This window comes from Streptomyces sp. NPDC021562 (genome assembly GCF_040640875.1).
GTDB lineage: Bacteria > Actinomycetota > Actinomycetes > Streptomycetales > Streptomycetaceae > Streptomyces.
Genome location: NZ_JBFACN010000020.1, coordinates 47,902 through 64,062, shown reverse-complemented (window position 1 = coordinate 64,062; position 16,161 = coordinate 47,902). Strand labels below are relative to the sequence as shown.

Annotated in this window: 15 protein-coding genes; 6 read left to right on the top strand and 9 right to left on the bottom strand. The window is 75.7% G+C overall.

Annotated features, from left to right (window positions below):
* Positions 1–12: 12 nt before the first annotated feature.
* The 4 genes from selA to AB0G52_RS28415 form a co-directional block, all read right to left on the bottom strand.
* On the bottom strand, positions 13–1,350 hold the full coding sequence (selA, locus tag AB0G52_RS28430; protein WP_361339927.1) for an L-seryl-tRNA(Sec) selenium transferase: 1,338 nt from the start codon (positions 1,348–1,350) through the stop codon (positions 13–15).
* A gap of 148 nt (positions 1,351–1,498) precedes the next feature.
* Positions 1,499–1,705 (bottom strand): cold-shock protein, encoded by a 207-nt coding sequence (locus AB0G52_RS28425; protein WP_132889969.1) that lies wholly within the window; start codon positions 1,703–1,705, stop codon positions 1,499–1,501.
* Between the two features lie 154 nt (positions 1,706–1,859).
* Entirely contained in the window at positions 1,860–3,236 is a 1,377-nt protein-coding gene (locus tag AB0G52_RS28420) for an ATP-binding protein (protein ID WP_361339923.1), read from the bottom strand.
* On the bottom strand, positions 3,233–3,895 hold the full coding sequence (locus AB0G52_RS28415; RefSeq protein WP_132889967.1) for a response regulator transcription factor: 663 nt from the start codon (positions 3,893–3,895) through the stop codon (positions 3,233–3,235). Before AB0G52_RS28415 ends, AB0G52_RS28420 begins: the two co-directional genes overlap by 4 nt.
* A 338-nt stretch (positions 3,896–4,233) precedes the next feature.
* On the opposite strand from AB0G52_RS28415, the gene AB0G52_RS28410 reads away from it, so the two are divergent.
* From AB0G52_RS28410 to AB0G52_RS28395, 4 genes are all read left to right on the top strand, one after another.
* A complete protein-coding gene (locus AB0G52_RS28410; RefSeq protein ID WP_361340093.1) occupies positions 4,234–5,856 on the top strand; it encodes a hypothetical protein in 1,623 nt (540 codons plus the stop codon).
* 103 nt (positions 5,857–5,959) lie between these two features.
* The gene (locus tag AB0G52_RS28405; RefSeq protein WP_132889966.1) at positions 5,960–6,388 is read left to right on the top strand and encodes a BlaI/MecI/CopY family transcriptional regulator; all 429 of its coding nucleotides are present in this window, start codon (positions 5,960–5,962) and stop codon (positions 6,386–6,388) included.
* Between the two features lie 4 nt (positions 6,389–6,392).
* Complete coding sequence (locus AB0G52_RS28400; protein WP_361339919.1) at positions 6,393–7,427, top strand: M56 family metallopeptidase; 1,035 nt, start codon at positions 6,393–6,395, stop codon at positions 7,425–7,427.
* Between the two features lie 238 nt (positions 7,428–7,665).
* The gene (locus AB0G52_RS28395; RefSeq protein ID WP_361340090.1) at positions 7,666–9,009 is read left to right on the top strand and encodes a hypothetical protein; all 1,344 of its coding nucleotides are present in this window, start codon (positions 7,666–7,668) and stop codon (positions 9,007–9,009) included.
* Between the two features lie 22 nt (positions 9,010–9,031).
* Here AB0G52_RS28395 and AB0G52_RS28390 read toward each other — a convergent pair whose 3' ends face one another.
* A complete protein-coding gene (locus AB0G52_RS28390) occupies positions 9,032–9,712 on the bottom strand; it encodes a phosphatase PAP2 family protein (RefSeq protein ID WP_132889964.1) in 681 nt (226 codons plus the stop codon).
* A 272-nt stretch (positions 9,713–9,984) separates the two neighbouring features.
* Here AB0G52_RS28390 and AB0G52_RS28385 point away from each other — a divergent pair, with 272 nt between their 5' ends.
* Both AB0G52_RS28385 and AB0G52_RS28380 read left to right on the top strand, forming a co-directional pair.
* Positions 9,985–11,430 (top strand): glycosyltransferase, encoded by a 1,446-nt coding sequence (locus AB0G52_RS28385; protein WP_132889963.1) that lies wholly within the window; start codon positions 9,985–9,987, stop codon positions 11,428–11,430.
* A complete protein-coding gene (locus AB0G52_RS28380) occupies positions 11,427–12,176 on the top strand; it encodes a polysaccharide deacetylase family protein (RefSeq protein WP_132889962.1) in 750 nt (249 codons plus the stop codon). The genes AB0G52_RS28385 and AB0G52_RS28380 overlap by 4 nt, the downstream gene beginning before the upstream one ends.
* Before the next feature lie 35 nt (positions 12,177–12,211).
* Here AB0G52_RS28380 and AB0G52_RS28375 read toward each other — a convergent pair whose 3' ends face one another.
* The 4 genes from AB0G52_RS28375 to AB0G52_RS28360 form a co-directional block, all read right to left on the bottom strand.
* Positions 12,212–12,880: a response regulator transcription factor gene (locus AB0G52_RS28375; protein ID WP_132889961.1), complete on the bottom strand. Its 669-nt coding sequence runs from the start codon at positions 12,878–12,880 to the stop codon at positions 12,212–12,214.
* The gene (locus tag AB0G52_RS28370; protein ID WP_132890166.1) at positions 12,877–14,142 is read right to left on the bottom strand and encodes a histidine kinase; all 1,266 of its coding nucleotides are present in this window, start codon (positions 14,140–14,142) and stop codon (positions 12,877–12,879) included. Before AB0G52_RS28370 ends, AB0G52_RS28375 begins: the two co-directional genes overlap by 4 nt.
* A 90-nt stretch (positions 14,143–14,232) precedes the next feature.
* Complete coding sequence (locus AB0G52_RS28365; protein ID WP_132889960.1) at positions 14,233–15,072, bottom strand: ABC transporter permease subunit; 840 nt, start codon at positions 15,070–15,072, stop codon at positions 14,233–14,235.
* Positions 15,069–16,016, bottom strand: coding sequence for an ATP-binding cassette domain-containing protein (locus AB0G52_RS28360; protein WP_132889959.1), 948 nt, complete (start codon positions 16,014–16,016; stop codon positions 15,069–15,071). Before AB0G52_RS28360 ends, AB0G52_RS28365 begins: the two co-directional genes overlap by 4 nt.
* Between the last annotated feature and the right edge of the window lie 145 nt (positions 16,017–16,161).

The following is a 16,161-nucleotide window of genomic DNA, read 5'->3' as shown; positions in this document are numbered from 1 at the left end:
GACGTCCGCCTCCTACCCGCGCGCCGCGGCACGGACCGCGTCGGCCAGCCGGGCGTCGTCCTCGGGCGGCACCGCCCGCAGATCGAGCAGACAGCGCCCCGCCTCCAGCCGCCCGACCACCGGGACCCGCCCGGCCCGCAGCACCGCGGCGAACGGCTCGGGCAACGACAGCGCGGCACTGGGCAGCGTCACCCCGGGCGCCCCGCCCCCGCCGACCGTGGCGGAACTGCCGACGGACCGTGCGTCGACGCCGTCGGCGGCGAGCGAGGCGGCGAGCCGGTCGGCGCGCTCGCGCAGGGCGGTGGGGTCGGCGGTCAGCGCGGCGGCGGTCGGCGTGGGCGGTCCGGTGAGGGTGGCCTCCAGGGCGGCCAGGGTCAGCTTGTCCACGCGCAGGGCACGGGCGAGCGGATGCCGGGCGAGGGCGCGGACCAGGCCCTCCTCGCCGAGCAGGAGCCCGCACTGCGGGCCGCCGAGCAGCTTGTCGCCGCTCGCCGTGACCAGGGCGGCGCCGGCCCGCAGCTGGGTCGCGGCGTCCGGCTCGTCCGGCAGCAGCGGGTGCGGCGCGAGCAGCCCGGAGCCGATGTCGACGACGACCGGGACGCCCAGCCCGGTGAGTTCGGGCACCTCGGCCGCCCGGGTGAAGCCGGTGATGCGGAAGTTGGACGGATGCACCTTCAGCACGAACCCGGTGTCGGGGCCGATCACGGCGGCGTAGTCGTCGGCGGTGGTGCGGTTGGTGGTGCCCACCTCGCGCAGCCGGGCGCCCGTGGACAGCAGCAGGTCGGGCAGCCGGAACCCGTCGCCGATCTCCACCATCTCGCCGCGGCTGACGACGATCTCCCTGCCGGCGGCGAGCGCGGTCGCGGCCAGCACCAGCGCGGCCGCGCCGTTGTTGACGACGTGCACGGCCCCCGCCGCCGGCACCCGGTCGGCCAGCGCCCGCAACGCCGTGCGCCCGCGCCGGGCCCGTACCCCGGTCTTGAGGTCCAGCTCCACGTCGGTCGGCCCGGCGGCCCCGGCCACCGCGCGCCGGGCCGCGTCCGACAGCGGGGCCCGGCCCAGGTTGGTGTGCAGGACCACGCCGGTCGCGTTGATCACCGGGCGCAGCCCGCACGCCGTCTCCGGGAGCAGCGCGAGCGCCTCACCCGCCACGTCCTCGGGCGCCACCCGTCCGGCCCGGGCCCGCTGCTGCGCCTCCCGGACGGCGGCCTTGACCACGGGCGCACCGAGCAGCCGGGCGGCCTCGGCGAGCCGCGGCTCCCGCAGCAGGACATCGGTGCGCGGCACCAGCCGGCGCACGTCGGGCGCCGGCTGCACGCCCTCCTCCCGCGCTGCACCCCGCGGACCCATCCGGCTCCCGTCCCTCCGCCCCGCCTGCGACTGCCCGAGCACCCCCACCGTCCTCCAGTGCCCCCGACGGACCCTCCGACACGCGGAAAGCCCCCGACACGTCCCCGACAGCAGCCGGGCGGTGGGGTGCGGGCGAAGCCGCGGCGGTTCAGCCGACCGTCCGGACCCCCACGGCCTGCGGGCCCTTGGTGCCCTGGCCGAGTTCGTACTCCACGTGCTGCCCTTCCTCCAGGGTCCGGAAGCCGGTGCCCTGGACCTCCGAGTAGTGCACGAACAGGTCGGCGCTGCCGTCCTGCGGAGTGATGAACCCGTACCCCTTCTCCGCGTTGAACCACTTCACTGTGCCCTGGGCCATCGCTGTTTCCTTCACCTTGCCGCCGCGAACCGATCGTCGTGGACCGCGAGGATGGTCCCCCGGCACCGCGCCCGGCATACGCCCCGCGCCCGATCACGACCCGACCGGGTGAACCGGCGCCGTACCGGCAGGGGCACGGCCGCGCCGCGTGCGCTCAGCCGGCGGGCAGGTCGGCGAGGAAGCGTGCGCCCGGACCGTGCCCGGGGTCGTGGGACACCTCGCCGCCGGCGGCGCGGGCCAGCCGCCGCGCCAGCGGCAGCCCGAGGCCCGCGCCGTCGTGCCCGTCGTGGGGATCGGCGCGGCGGCCCGGCCGGAAGAGGTCAGCGGTGAACTCCGCCGGCACGCCCGGCCCGTCGTCGGCGACGCTGATCCGCACTCCGCCGGGCGTCCGCCGCGCGCCCACGGTCACCGTGGATCCGGCGTAGCGGCCCGCGTTGGCCAGCAGCGGACTGACGATGCGTTCGAGGAGCGCGGGCGCGACCCCCGCCGCCAGCTCCGGATCGGCCGCCTCGACGACGACCTCGACCCCGGTCCGGGACCCGAGGCCTTCGGCCAGCCGGGACAGGACCGGCAGGACCGCGGTGGCACCGGGGGCGGTGGCGGTGTCCGGCGCCCCGGCGCGGGCCTCGCTCAGCAGCGTGTCGCAGATGGCGCGCATGGACCGGGCGGCCTCCGCGATCACCTCGTGGGTGGCGCGGGTCTCGGCGTCGGTGCGCGGCCGGGCCCGCCACCAGTCGAGTTCGACGACGATCCGGGTGAGGGGGGTGCGCAGCTCGTGGGACAGTTCCCCGGTCAGCTGCCGCTCGTGCCGCAGCACGGTCCGGATACGGTCCAGCAGGCCGTCCAGGGAGGCGCCCAGCCGGGCGAGTTCGGCCGGCTGGCCGGTGCCGCCGAATCGCTCGTCGGAGCCCACGGCGCTCCACTCGGTGGCCTGGTCGGTCATGGTGCGCACCGGACGCAGCGCCCGTCCGACGGCGAGCCGGGTCAGCGCGTAGGTGCAGGCGAGCATGACGGCGTCCAGGACCAGGGAACCCAGCAGCAGGGTCCTGGCCGAGTTGCGGTACGGGGCGAGGTCCAGGGCCGTGACGATCACGGCCGCACCGGCGTGGCCGGACAGGGGCCAGGAGCACATGCGGACGTGCCGGGAGCCCTCGGCCCCGACCGTCGTGCACCGTGCGCGGCCGTCCGCGGCGAGCCGGTCGGCGGCCCGGGTCAGCGCACCGTCGGCCGGGGCCGCCGGCGGTTTCTCCAGCAGCCGTGCTCCGGAGTAGATCCACGCGTTGGCGTCGAGGAGGCCGTCGCCCGCGGTCTCCAGCACCCGCACCCGGCGGCCGCCGGTGTCGACGGTGGTGGCGACGGCGGCCGCCCGGGTGTGCAGTTCGTCGTCCGCCTGGTGCCGCAGGTGCCGTTCCACCACGACGTTGAAGACCGCGGTCAGCACGGCCATCAGCAGTGCGGCGGTGGTGAGGGCCACGAGCGAGAGCCGGCCGCGCAGGGTGCGCGGGGCCGGGCGGCGCGGGAGGCGCGTCATGACAGCCGGTGGCCGACCCCGCGGGCCGTGCGCAGGACCAGGTGACTGCCGGCCTCGCGCAGCTTGCGGCGCAGCCGGCTCAGGTACTGGTCCAGGGTGTTGTCGCTGACGTGGGCGCCGTCCGGCCAGGCGGCCCCGACCAGGTCCCGGCGGCTCACGGTGCCGCCGTCCGCCGCCACCAGAGCGGCCAGCAGGCGGAACTCCGTCGGGGAGAGCCCGGTCTCCACGCCGCCGATCCGGGCGCTGTGCCGGGTCGCGTCCAGGACCAGGTCGCCGGTCGCCGCCACGGCGGGCGGCCCGGAGCGGCGGAGCGCGACCCGCAGCCGGGCCACCAGTTCGGCGAGGTGGAACGGCTTGGGCAGGTAGTCGTCACCCCCGGCGGAGAACCCGGACAGCCGGTCGGTCAGGTGGTGGCGGGCCGTCAGGAAGATGACCGGGGCGCCGAAGCCGTTGCCGCGCAGCGCCTGGCAGACGTCCCGCCCGTCGGCGTCCGGCAGTCCGACGTCCAGGACGACCGCGCCGATGCCGTCGGCGGCGAGCCGCAGGGCGGTGGCGCCGTCGGGGGCGGGCACGGGCTCGAACCCCTCGTCGGCCAGGCCGCGGCGCAGCACGTCCCGCAACGCGTGGTCGTCCTCCACGACCAGGATCTTGTGACGCATCTTCCTCCGTCGGATCTTCGTCTTCGTACCTCGGCCGGGACGGGGCCGTTCGGGTGGACATCGGCACGGAAACGCCGGCAGGACTACAGGTGTGTAGACGCGACACGCCACTCTAGACGCCGACCGGATGCATTCCTGTCGCGCTCTCACCGTATGCCTACCTCTACATGATGTAGTTGCCGTTTGGCCGAAACGAGGCGAGGGAGGTGGGCGTCATGGCCGACGCCTACGGTGCCGGCGCCGGCACCAGGACACGGTTGCGGAGGGTGACGGACCGGGCGACGCCACCCCCGGCTCCCGGCGGCACCCCTGCCGGGCCCCGGCAGCTGCACCGCGGGATGACGCTGCTGGCGACGATCAGCCTGTTCATCGGGACGCGGGCGGCCTGGACCACCGCGATGACGTCCGCGCCGCCCGTCGCCGCGGTCATCTCCGTCTGCTACGCCTCGATCCTCGTCTGCGGCGTCCTGTGCCTGACGGTGCGCGAGCGGCGCTCGCTGATCCGGGTGGACGCCGTCGTCCTCGCCACCGCCGTCGCCCTGGTGACCTGCGGCTACCTGCTCGACCACGCGGGCAGCGACGAAGGCGTGCTGACCGCCCAGGCGGCGAGCGAGATCCTGCGCGGCCACCCCGTCTACGGGCAGCCCTGGCCGTGGCTCTTCGGCACCCCGCAAGTCGGGATCACCAAGACCATGTCCGGCGGCGCCGACTACACCTACGGCTATCCGCCGCTCACCGCCCTGCTCGCCGCCCCCGTGCACGCCGTCGTCCACTCGACGGCGGCCGCCACCCTGGTCACCACCGCCCTGCTGCTCGCCTCCTCGGTCCTGCTGTGGTTCCTGCTCCCGGCCGTGTGGCGGTCCGCGGCCACCGCCGTCTGCCTGGGCTTCGGCCTGCTGCCCCAGTACGCCTACTACGGCTATCCGGCGGTCACGGCCCTCGCCCTGCTGGTGCCCGTGGTGGTCCGCTGGCCGGACACCGGCACGGGCGGCCGGCTCGGCACCCGCGGCCTGCTGCGGGCGGTCTGCCTGGGCGCCGCGTGCGCCGCGCAGCAGCTCGCCTGGTTCCTGGCGCCGTTCCTGCTGATCGGCCTCTACGCCGTCCGGCGCGGCGAACTCGGCCGCCGCGGGGCGCTGGCGGTCACCCTCCGCTACGCGGGCACCGCCGCCCTCGCCTGGGCCACCGTCAACGCCTACTTCGCCGTCCAGGACTTCTCCGGCTGGCTGCACGGCATCCTGCTGCCGCTCCGGCAGAAGGCGATCCTGCACGGCCAGGGCGTGATGGGCATCTCCTACTACTTCACCGCCGGCAGCAGCCGCCTGGACTACTACTCCTACGGCAGCACGCTGCTCCTGCTCGGCCTGCTCGCCGCCACCGTGCTGTTCGTCCGCCGGCTCGGCCCCGCCCTCACCGTCCTGCCGTGGACCGCGTTCTACCTGGCCACCCGCTCCCAGGACGGCTACTACCTGCTGATGACCCCGCTGTGGCTGGCGGCCGCCGCCACGGCCCCGCCCGCCGCGTTCACCACCGCCTGGCAGCCCGCCCTGCCGCGGGTCACCGGCCGCCGCGCCCGGGCCGCCCTGGCCGCGGCGCTGCTCACACCGGCCCTGCTGTGCGTGACGGTCGCCGCCGCGAGCCCCCCGCCCCTGCGGATGACCCTCACCGCGCGTCTCGCCACCCGGCACGCGCGCGTGGGCGTCACCGCCGTCGAGGTCCGCGCCGTCAACAGGACGGGCGGTCGGCTCTCCCCGCACTTCGCCAGCCGCACCGGTCAGGGCGCCTCCGACTGGTGGAAGGTCACCGCGGGCCCCGCCACCCTCGGCCCGCACGCCACCGCCGAGTACGTCGTCACCCCGCCGGGCGGTTTCCGCGTCCTGCACCGCCGGACCTACCTCATCGCCGTCACCGGAACCCCGATGACGATCACGACCGCCCGGCTGCCCGCCGCCTCGCCCTCCTGACCACCGGGCCGCCCGAGGAGCTCCCGCGAGGGCTCGTCCTACGACAAGTAGGAGGTGCCCGGTAGCCTGTCCGCAACAACGGCGAGGGAAGGCGGGCGGCGGGGTGACGGGCCGAGGAGACGAGGATGCCCGAGAGGCGTCCGGCAGGCGGGCGCGGGGCGAACTGGAGAGCGATGTGCTCGCCGCGCTCTGGGCGGCCGACGGTCCGCAGACCGCGCGCCAGGTCCAGGACCGGCTGCCGGGCGACCTCGCCTACACGACCGTCCTGACCATCCTGTCCCGGCTGTACGACAAGGGCATGCTCGTCCGGCACCGCGAGGGCCGCGGTTACGCCTACGAACCGGCCCGCGACGAGGCGTCCCACACCGCCCAGCGCATGCACTCGCTGCTCGCAGGCGGCTCCGACCGCGAGGCGGTGCTGGCCCGTTTCGTCTCGGAACTGTCCGAGCACGACGAGCATCTGCTGCACCAGCTGCTGTCCGGGCCCTCAGAGGCGCCCGCCGAGAGCAAGAGCCCGCGCGGGAAGCGGTGAGCCGGTGCTGGTCAACGTCTACGTCCCGCTCCTCGTCACCGCCGCGCTCGCGGTGCTCGCCCCTCCCGTGGCACGGCGGCTGCCCCCGCGCCCGGCGGCCTGGGCGCTGGCCTGTGCCGCAGTGGTGACGGCGGTCGGCTGGGCGGGTTCGCTCGCCCTGCTGGCGTTCACCGGCGTGGCGCAGATTCCCCAGATCGCCGCGGAGGGCCGCTGGTCCGTGGCCGCGCTGCGCGCCGAGGACCCCGTCTACCTGGTCGTGGCGGCCCTCAGCACGCTGGTGCTCGCGGCGGGCGGCGTCGCCCTGGGCGTCGCCGCCGTCCGGCAGGGCCGGCGGCTGGTCCGGTCCCGGCGCGAGTGCGCCCTGCTGCCCGGTGCGACCGAACTGGCCGTGCTCGACGACGACGTCCCCCTGGCCTTCGCGCTGCCCGGCTCGCCGGGACGGATCGTGGTCTCCCGGGGCATGCTCCGCTGTCTCGACGACGACCACCGTGAGGCCCTGCTCGCCCACGAGCGGGCGCATCTGCGCGGCCGTCACCACGTCTTCCAGAGCGTGTGGCGGCTCACGGCCGCCCTCACCCCCCTGCTGAGGCCGGTGGCCGTGGCGGGCGACTTCGTGCTGGAGCGCTGGGCCGACGAGGAGGCCGCCGAGCGGGTCGGGAGCCGCGAGGTGGTCGCCCACGCGGTGGGCCGCGCGGCCCTGGCGTCGGCGGGCGCGGCCCGTCCCGTCGCGCTGGCCCTGACCGGCGGGGCGGTGCCCCAGCGGGTCCGGGCCCTCATGGCCCCGCCGCCCGCCCGCCGGAGCCTGCCCCTGCTCGCGGGCGGGCTGCTGCTGGCGGTCTGCTGCGGGAGCCTGGCCAACGCCGCCTCCGACAGCGACCGGATGCTGGACAGCGCCCAGTGGGCACTGTGCTCGGCGCACGCCCCCGCGGGCGCCGCCGCCACCGCCGCGCCGGCCGGTCACGCGCACGACGACGACCACGGCCTGGACGGCTGCTGCGTGGACCGCGACCACCTGGCGCGCGCCCAGCGGCACCTGTGACGCCGTGCGGACGAGCGCCCGCCGGCCGAGCGCCGTCGGTGCGCCGCCCGGTAGGGTGACCGTGGATCTACGCCCCGTAGTCGGTGAAGGTGGGTCGATGCCAGGGACCTCGTACGCGGCGGCCTCCCACGCCGTCCGGCCGTCCGACGCCGTGCCGTGGTACCGGCGGGACGGGACCTGGCTCGCCGCGGTGGCCGCCGGGTACACCGTCGCCCAGCTCGTTCTCGTACGACCGGGGATGGGGCTCGGCTGGGACGAGTCCGTCTACGTCAGCCAGGTCAGCGGACACGCCCCGGCCGCGTTCTTCAGCGCTCCCCGATCCCGGGGGATATCCCTGCTGGTGGCGCCGGTCGCCGGCTGGTCGTCGTCGACACCCCTGCTGCGGGTGTACCTCGCGGTACTGGCCGGCCTCGGTCTGTTCCTGGCGCTGCGCGCCTGGCGCGGCCTGCTGCCGGTCCGCGTGCTGACGCTGGGCGGCGGGCTGTTCGCCTCGCTCTGGGTGACGCTGTTCTACGGCCCGCAGGCCATGCCCAACCTCTGGGTCGCGCTCGCCGCGCTCGCCGCGGTGGGGTGCTTCCTGCGGGCGCAGGCGGACCGGAGCCGCCCGGGACCGCTCCTCGGGCTCGCCGCGAGCGCCGCCCTGATGGCGCTGATGCGCCCGACGGACGCCGTCTGGGTGTGCCTGCCGCTGCTGGCGGCGCTGGTGGCGCTACCCCGGTGGCGGCACGGCCGGGCGCTCCTCGCGCTCCTCGGCGGGCTGGCGGCGGGCGCCGCGGAATGGGTGATCGAGGCGTACGTCAGCTACGGCGGCCTCGCCCGGCGGCTCTCCGCGGGCTCCGACGTCCAGGGCGGCCTCGGCTGGCACAACGCCGTCGTCGACCAGCTCCGCAGCCTGAGCGGCCGTACGCTGTGCCGCCCGTGCACCGGGGCGGTGCCCCACGCGGCCGTGACCCTGTGGTGGTTCGTGCTGCCGGTCCTGGCCGTGCTCGGCCTGGTGGTGGCCGTCCGGGCGGGCCGCGCCGCCCCCACCGCTCTGCTCTGCGCCTGCGCGGCCACAGGGGCCTTCCCCTACCTCTTCCTGATCGGCTACGCGGCCCCGCGCTTCCTGCTGCCCGCCTACGCCCTGCTGTCCCTGCCGGTCGCCGGCGCGCTGCTCTTCCTGGTGTCGGCGCCGCGCGGCCACTGGCGCACGCTCGCCGTCACCGCGGTGGCCGTCGGCGTCGCCGGGCACCTGGCCGTCCAGGCGGTGGTGCTGGAGCGCCTGGTGGACCGTACGACCGCCGGCCACCAGCGCTGGGCCCGGGTGGCCGAGGCCCTGCACGCCCACGGTGTACGCCCGCCCTGCGTGCTCACCGGGAACGAACCGGCGACACCCTCGATACCGGTCGCCTTCTACGCCGGGTGCGCATCCGCCGACACCGGCGGCAACAACGAGAACACCACGCCGGCCGCCCTCGTACGGACCGCGCGCCGGATGCCGGTCGCCTTCCTCACCACCGAGGACGGGCGACCACCGCGGTACGCCCGGGACTGGCGACGGGTGCACCTGGACGGCCGGGTGTACGCCTACCTCGCCCGCTGAAGGGGCCTGCGGGGGTCCCGGTTCAGCGGGGGTCGCCGACCGCCGGAGCGGCCTGCGGGGCGGCCCCCGGCACGACGGCGGGGCCGGCCGTCAGCAGCGGGCGCAGCGCTCCCTGGCTCAGGGAGCCGATCAGCGGGGCCGCCCAGCGGCCGAGGGCCAGGCTGACGAGGTAGGCGACGGGGAGGGCGAGGACGGCGGAGCCGAGGACGTCGTGCGGGTAGTGCGCCCCGACGTAGACCCGGCTGAAGCCCTCCAGGACGGCGAACCCGGCGGCGACGGCGGCCAGCCTGCGGTCCAGCAGGAACAGCGCGGCCACGCTCGCGGCGGCGACCGTGGCGTGTCCGCTGGGGAAGGCGTAGTCGCTCGGCGCCGGGCAGCTGTCCACGAAGTAGGCGTGGGGCAGCGAGCGGCAGGGCCGTACCTCGGCCACGATCTTCTTCACGACCTCGGCGGCGGCGAAGGCGGTCAGTACGGCGACCGGCGCGGCCAGCGCGAGGGTCATCGCCCGCGCGTCCCGGCGCCGGGCCCGCCACCAGCCCATGACCATGAGGACCGCGAAGACTCCCAGACCGACGTTGGTCCACACCTCCATCGGGGTGTTGAGCCACCTGGTGTCGCGGGCCAGGTCGGTGACCGAGGTGAACCACGAGCCGTCGATGCCGGATCCGTCGAGGGCCAGGTGCGCGGTGGCGGCCGCGGTCATAGCGGGACGTCCTTCCGTCTGTCGGTGACATCTCGGTGTTGCCGCGGTGTCGTCGTGGTGAGGTCGCGGTGATGCCGAGATGATCGCCCGGTAAATCTACTACATCTTGTAGGGGTCGGGCGGCCGGTGTCAGGCGGCCCGCTCCGCTGGGGGCCCGGATGGGCGTTCCCTAAGTTCTACATCATGTAGTAGCTTCACCTCGCGGCGCCACCGCGGTCGCGGTCCATGCCCCGCAGTTCCCAGCCCTCACTCCGTCAGGAGGCTGATCGACCGTGCTCCACTGTGACGATCCGGCGCCGGAGCCGGCACCGCCGCAGTCCCTCGCGACGCCGCAGGGCGCGACGGACGGCGGCCGGATCGCGATCATCTCCGCGAGCGTCGGCGCGGGGCACGACGGCGCCGCGGCCGGACTGGCGGCACGGCTGGCCGCGCAGGGCTTCCAGGTGGACCGGTACGACTTCCTCGACCTGCTGCCCGCCGGTGCGGGCCGGCTGCTGTGCGGCGCCTACCACTCCATGCTGACCTGGGCTCCCGCGAGCTACCAGCGCCTGTACGCGGCCACCGACCGGGCGGCCCGCCCCGGCGCCGTGTGGCGGGCGCTGTTCCGCGCCGCCGAGCCGCGCACCCTGCGGGCCCTCGCGCCGGGCACCAGCGCCGTCGTGTCCACCTACCCCGGTGCCGGCCAGGTCCTCGGCGCGCTGCGCCGGCGCGGCCTGCTGACGGTTCCGGCCCTCACCTACCTGACCGACTTCTCCGTGCACGCCCTGTGGGTGGCCCCCGGCATCGACGCCCACCTGGCCGTCCACCCGGTACCGGCCGCCCAGGCGCACGCCCGGGGCGCGGCGGCCGTCACCGTCGCGGGCCCGGTCACCGACCCGCGTTTCACCCCGCCCGCCCCCGGCCGGCGGGCCGCCGCCCGGCTGCGGTTCGCCCTGCCCGCGGACACGCCCCTGGCCCTGCTGGTGGCCGGCTCCTGGGGTGTCGGCGCCGTGCGCCGCACCGCCGCCGAGATACGGCGGACCGGAGTGGCGGTCCCGGTGGTGGTCTGCGGACGCAACCGGAGCCTCGCGGAACAGTTGCGCCGGGACGGCGTCGAGCACGCCTTCGGCTGGGTGGACGACATGCCCGGCCTGATGCACGCCTGCGACGTACTGGTGCAGAACGCCGGCGGACTGACCTCCCTGGAGGCCTTCGCCGCCGGGCTGCCGGTGCTCAGCTACCGCTGCATACCCGGCCACGGCGAGACCAACGCCGCCGCCCTGGAGGAGGCGGGCCTGGCGCCCTGGATCCGCGACCCGGCCGACCTCGGGCCCGTGCTGGCCGAACTCCTGGCGGGACCGCGCGGCCGGACCCAGCGCGCGTCCGGGCTCGCCCTGCACCGCTCCGCCCCCGGCCCGGTACCCGCCATCGCCGCCAGGGCCCTCCCGAGGGATCCCCGCGGCGTCGCGACGCCCGGCGCGCACGCACCGAACGCCGCCCCTTCTGACACGGAGAGCCGTCACAGGGGCCCTGGGTCCGGCCCCCGGCCCGGGCCGTCCGGCCCGCCGGCCCGGCCCGCGCCGAAGCGGCCGCGCGGCCGCCGGCGCGGCGCCCTGACGGCCGTCGCCGTGGCCGCCACGGTCTGTCTGGGCGTCGCCGCCCCGCTCGCCCACGCCTTGACCGAGACCCCCGCCCGCTTCACCGCCGTGGCCCACTACCTGGACGGAGCCGGACGATGACCCCCTCACGTCTCGCCCGCGGCACCGCGCTCGCCTCGGCGGCCGCGCTGCCCGCCCTCGCCGCCCTGCACGCCGCACCCGTGATCTCCACCTTCGGCCCGCTGCGCAACCGGGTCATGCCCCGCCTGGCCGGGCAGGGCCGCCCCGACCACGTCGCCCTCACCTTCGACGACGGCCCGGACCACCTGTCCACCCCGCACTTCCTCGCCCTCCTCGAAGCCCGCCGGGTGCGTGCCACCTTCTTCCTGCTCGGTTCGATGCTGTCCCGCTCGCCCGGACCGGCGAAGGACATGGCCGCCGCCGGGCACGAGATCGCCGTCCACGGCTGGCACCACCGCCCCCTGCTGCTGCGCGGCCCCCGCGCCACCTACGACGACCTCGCCCGCGCCCGGGACGCCGTGGCCGACGTCACCGGGAAGCCGCCCACGCTCTTCCGGCCGCCGTACGGCGTGATGAGCACCGCCGCCCACCTGGCCTGCCGGCGCCTCGGCCTCACCCCCGTGCTGTGGACCTGTTGGGGCGAGGACTGGCGCGGCCGGGCCACCCCCCGGTCCGTGCGGGACACCGTCCTGCGCGACCTGCGCGGCGGCGGCACCGTCCTGCTGCACGACTCCGACTGCACCTCCGCCACCGGCTCCTGGCGCACCACCCTCGCCGCCCTGCCGCGCATCCTCGACACCTGCGGGGACCGCGGCTGGCAGGTGGGCCCACTGCGCGAGCACGGCGTTCCCGGCCTGCCCCGGTAGGCCCCTGCGGAGCGCCGGCGGCTCGCCGCGACGGCTCACTCCGCGTGCGGGCGGGCCAGGCCGTGGTCGTAGGCGAAGATCACGGCCTGGACGCGGTCACGGGCGCCGATCTTCGCCAGGACCCGGCCGACATGGGTCTTCACCGTGGACTCCGACACCACGAAGCGGGCGGCGATCTCGCTGTTGTTCCAGCCCTTGCCGATGGCCACGAGGATCTCGCGTTCGCGTTCGGTCAGGGCATCCAGCCTCGGGTTCTCACCGGCACCGGCCGCCGGGGGCGGCACGAGGCGGGAGAACTCGTGCAGGAGGCGGCGGGTGAGGGAGGGCGCGATCACCGCGTCCCCGGTGGCGACGGCCCGGATGCCGGCGATGAGCTCCTCGGGGCGCGCGTCCTTCAGGAGGAAGCCGCTGGCCCCCGCGCGCAGGGCCGCGTGCACGTACTCGTCGAGGTCGAAGGTGGTCAGCACGAGGACCCGGGAGCGGTCGCCCGCGGCGGTGATCCGGCGGGTCGCCTCGATGCCGTCCATGCCGGGCATCCGGACGTCCATGAGCACCACGTCGGGACGGAGCTCGGCCGCCATGCGGACCGCTTCCGTACCGTGCGCGGCCTCGCCCACGACGTCCGTCTCGGCGACCGAGTCGAGGAGCAGGTGGAAGGCGTAACGCTGGAGCGGCTGGTCGTCCACGATCAGTACGGTCGTCACCGGCCACCGCCCTGGGGGGTGAGGTCGAGGACGGCCTCGACCGTCCATCCCGCGTCGGCGGGGCCCGCCGTGAGGCTCCCGCCGTACAGGGCCGCCCGTTCGCGCATGCCCACCAGACCGTGTCCTTCCTCGTTCACCGGGCCGGTGCGGCGGTCGGCCCCGGGAGGGCCGGTGTCCTGCACCGTGATGGTCAGCCGCGTCTCGTCCACGACGATCGCGAGGTTCACGCGGGTGTCGGCCCCGGCGTGCTTCAGGGTGTTCGTGAGGGCTTCCTGGACGATGCGGTAGATCGTCAGCTGCACCCCGCTGTCCAGGGCGTCGACGTCGCCCGCGGTCCGGTAGAGGACCTCCAGACCCGCGGCGCGCACCCCCTCGCACAGCGCGTCGAGGTCGGCCAGGCCCGGCTGCGGACTGAGCTCGGGTTCGCCCCGCGCGCCGTCCGACGCCTCCCGCAGCACCCCGAGCACACGGCGCAGCTCGCCGAGCGCCTGCCGCCCCGTGTCACCGATCAGCCGCAGCGCCTCCCGGCCCCGGTCCGGAGCGTGGCCCGTGGCGTAGGCGCCGGCGTCGGCGAGGGTGATGATGACGGCCAGGTTGTGGCCCACGATGTCGTGCATCTCGCGGGCCACCCGGGCGCGCTCGGCCGCGGCGGCGAGCCTGCTGCGCTGGTCGCGCTCCACCTCCAGGCGGGTGGCCCGGTCCCGCAGCGCCGCGAGCTGGGCCCGCCGGATGCGGACCACGAGGCCGAGCGCGAGCGCCGCCGTCGCGGTGCTCAGCAGGAAGAACAGCGCGTCCCAGAACGGCACCACCGCCGACACCCGCGCCGCGACCAGCGCCATCGCGCCCGTCATGACCCCGCAGGCCCAGGGCAGCCGCCGCAGCCGCCCGTGCAGGACGAGGCTGTACAGGGCCACGACCAGGGCGACGTCCGCACGCAGCAGGACGTCCAGCGACCACTGGAGCACGAAGACGGCGGCCACGGTGCCGAAGGCCGCCGCGGGCCTGCGCCGGCGCCACAACAGGGGCAGCACCAACCCGGCCTGGAGGGCGAGCATCGCCGGGACCGGCAGCTGGGTGAACGCCAGCCGCAGGTGGTGCGGCTCGTCGCCGTCGGGGCCGCCGCCGGCCCGCAGCAGGTCCGGCAGGCAGAACAGCAGGAAGACCAGCGTCACCACCGCGGTGTCCAGCACCCACGGACGGGCCCGGTCGGCATGCCGCAGCCGCTGGCCGGCCCGGGAGAACCGGGCGACCAGCGGCCCCATCCCGCCGAGGTCGTCGGCGGTCGCGGTGGTGGGCGCGGTGACCTGGGAGGTCACGGAGGTCACGGGGGTCACCTGCCCATCATGCGGGTGTCATACGTCGGTGCGCAGCAGCCGGTAGGCCGCCCCGGCCAGCGCCAGCACCGTCCAACCCACGAAGACCAGCAGACCGGCCCCGGGCGACAGGCTCGTGGAGTCGTGGGTCAGGGCGAACATCGACTCGCCCGCGTTGCTGGGCAGGTAGCGGCTGATGTCGTCCCGCCAGGAGCTGGGCAGCAGCGAGACCAGGCCGGGGACCAGCATCAGCGTGGCGACCAGCACCGAGATGCCACCGGCCACCGACCGCAGCAGTGCGCCGAGAGCCGTGCCGATCACGGCGACCAGGCCGAGGTAGAGACCGGCGCCCAGCAGGCTCCGTACGACACCGGCATGGGAGAAGCCCATGGCCGCGGGCGTACCGGAGACGATCCGGCTGCCGAAGAAGAAGGCGACACACACGCCGACCGTGCCGACGGCCAGCGCGACCAGGCCGAACACGGCCGCCTTGGACCACAGCACCGGCAGCCGGCGCGGCACCGCGGCCAGCGTGGAGCGGATCATGCCGGTCGAGTACTCGCCCGCCGTGACCAGCACGCCGAGGACGCCGAGGGCGAGCTGCGCGAAGTTCGTACCGAACAACGACAGGCTCACGGCGGTCGAGCGGGCGAAGTCCGGGTCCATGTGGGCGGAGCCGATCCCCGACTTGTAGCGGCTCGACGCGATCAGCCCGAACGCGACGAGGAACAGCAGGCCCACCCCGAGGGTGATCCAGGTGGACCGCAGCGACCAGAGCTTGGCCCATTCCGAGGCCAGCACGCGCCTGCCGGTCACCCGGTAGGCGGGGCGTGCCACGGCGGGGGGAGTGTCGGTGGTGGCGGTGAGCGTGGTGGTCATGCCGTCCTCCCGAGGGACTCGGCGGTCTCGCCGGCGGTCGTGGAGCCGTGGTACTCCACGGCGTCCTTGGTCAGGTCCATGAAGGCCTGCTCCAGGGAGACCTCGCGCGTGCTCAGTTCGAACAGCGCGATGCCGTGCTCGGCGGCCTTCAGACCGATCTCCCGCGCGCTCAGCCCGGTCACCTCCAGCTCCTCGGAGCCGATGCGCCCGGTGACGTCGACGCCGGGACCGGCCAGGGCCTCCCGCAGCCGCGCCGGATCCTGCGTGGCCACGTGCACGGTGTCGCCGCCGGCCCGGCGCACCAGGTCCCGCACGGTCGTGTCGGCCAGCAGGCGTCCCCGGCCGACGACGATCAGGTGGTCCGCGACCAGCGCCATCTCGCTCATCAGGTGCGACGAGACGAAGACCGTACGCCCCTCCTCGGCGAGCGACGTCAGCAGGTTGCGGATCCACAGGACGCCTTCGGGGTCCAGGCCGTTGACGGGCTCGTCGAGCATCACCGTCTGCGGGTCGCCCAGCAGGGCCGCCGCGATGCCGAGCCGCTGGCCCATGCCGAGGGAGAAGGCGCCGGCCCGCTTGGCGGCCACGCTGCCCAGCCCGGCGAGTTCGATGACCTCGTCGACCCGGCGGCGCGGGATGCCGTGGGTCAGCGCCAACGCCCTGAGGTGGTTGCGGGCCGAGCGGCCCGGGTGGATCGACTTGGCCTCCAGCAGGGCGCCGACCTCCTGGAGAGGCGCCCGGTGCTGCGCGTAGTGCCTGCCGTTCACCGTGACGGAGCCGCTGGTCGGGGCGTCCAGGCCGACGACCATCCGCATCGTCGTGGACTTCCCCGCCCCGTTGGGCCCCAGGAAGCCGGTCACGGTACCCGGCTTCACGACGAACTCCAGGCCGTCCACGGCCGTCTTCTCGCCGTACCTCTTGGTCAGCTGCCGCGCGTCGATCATCGGAGCTCCTTTCCTCGGACTCGGCGCCCGTGCCATCGACGCCTCCTGGCCACGCTAAGTCCGCGATCACCCCGATCCGGTGGTACCGGGGGCTGAACGGGGCCCTGGGGGTCGTACCGCGGTACTACGCCCGGGACGTCCCGGG

Excerpts from the sequence above, each read along its gene's own strand:
- selA (WP_361339927.1), bottom strand. The coding sequence starts at position 1,350 with ATGGGTCCGCGGGGTGCAGCGCGGGAGGAGGGCGTGCAGCCGGCGCCC.
- AB0G52_RS28425 (WP_132889969.1), bottom strand. The coding sequence starts at position 1,705 with ATGGCCCAGGGCACAGTGAAGTGGTTCAACGCGGAGAAGGGGTACGGG.
- AB0G52_RS28420 (WP_361339923.1), bottom strand. The coding sequence starts at position 3,236 with ATGACGCGCCTCCCGCGCCGCCCGGCCCCGCGCACCCTGCGCGGCCGG.
- AB0G52_RS28415 (WP_132889967.1), bottom strand. The coding sequence starts at position 3,895 with ATGCGTCACAAGATCCTGGTCGTGGAGGACGACCACGCGTTGCGGGAC.
- AB0G52_RS28410 (WP_361340093.1), top strand. The coding sequence starts at position 4,234 with ATGACGCTGCTGGCGACGATCAGCCTGTTCATCGGGACGCGGGCGGCC.
- AB0G52_RS28395 (WP_361340090.1), top strand. The coding sequence starts at position 7,666 with ATGGGGCTCGGCTGGGACGAGTCCGTCTACGTCAGCCAGGTCAGCGGA.
- AB0G52_RS28390 (WP_132889964.1), bottom strand. The coding sequence starts at position 9,712 with ATGACCGCGGCCGCCACCGCGCACCTGGCCCTCGACGGATCCGGCATC.
- AB0G52_RS28380 (WP_132889962.1), top strand. The coding sequence starts at position 11,427 with ATGACCCCCTCACGTCTCGCCCGCGGCACCGCGCTCGCCTCGGCGGCC.
- AB0G52_RS28370 (WP_132890166.1), bottom strand. The coding sequence starts at position 14,142 with ATGGGGCCGCTGGTCGCCCGGTTCTCCCGGGCCGGCCAGCGGCTGCGG.
- AB0G52_RS28365 (WP_132889960.1), bottom strand. The coding sequence starts at position 15,072 with ATGACCACCACGCTCACCGCCACCACCGACACTCCCCCCGCCGTGGCA.
- AB0G52_RS28360 (WP_132889959.1), bottom strand. The coding sequence starts at position 16,016 with ATGATCGACGCGCGGCAGCTGACCAAGAGGTACGGCGAGAAGACGGCC.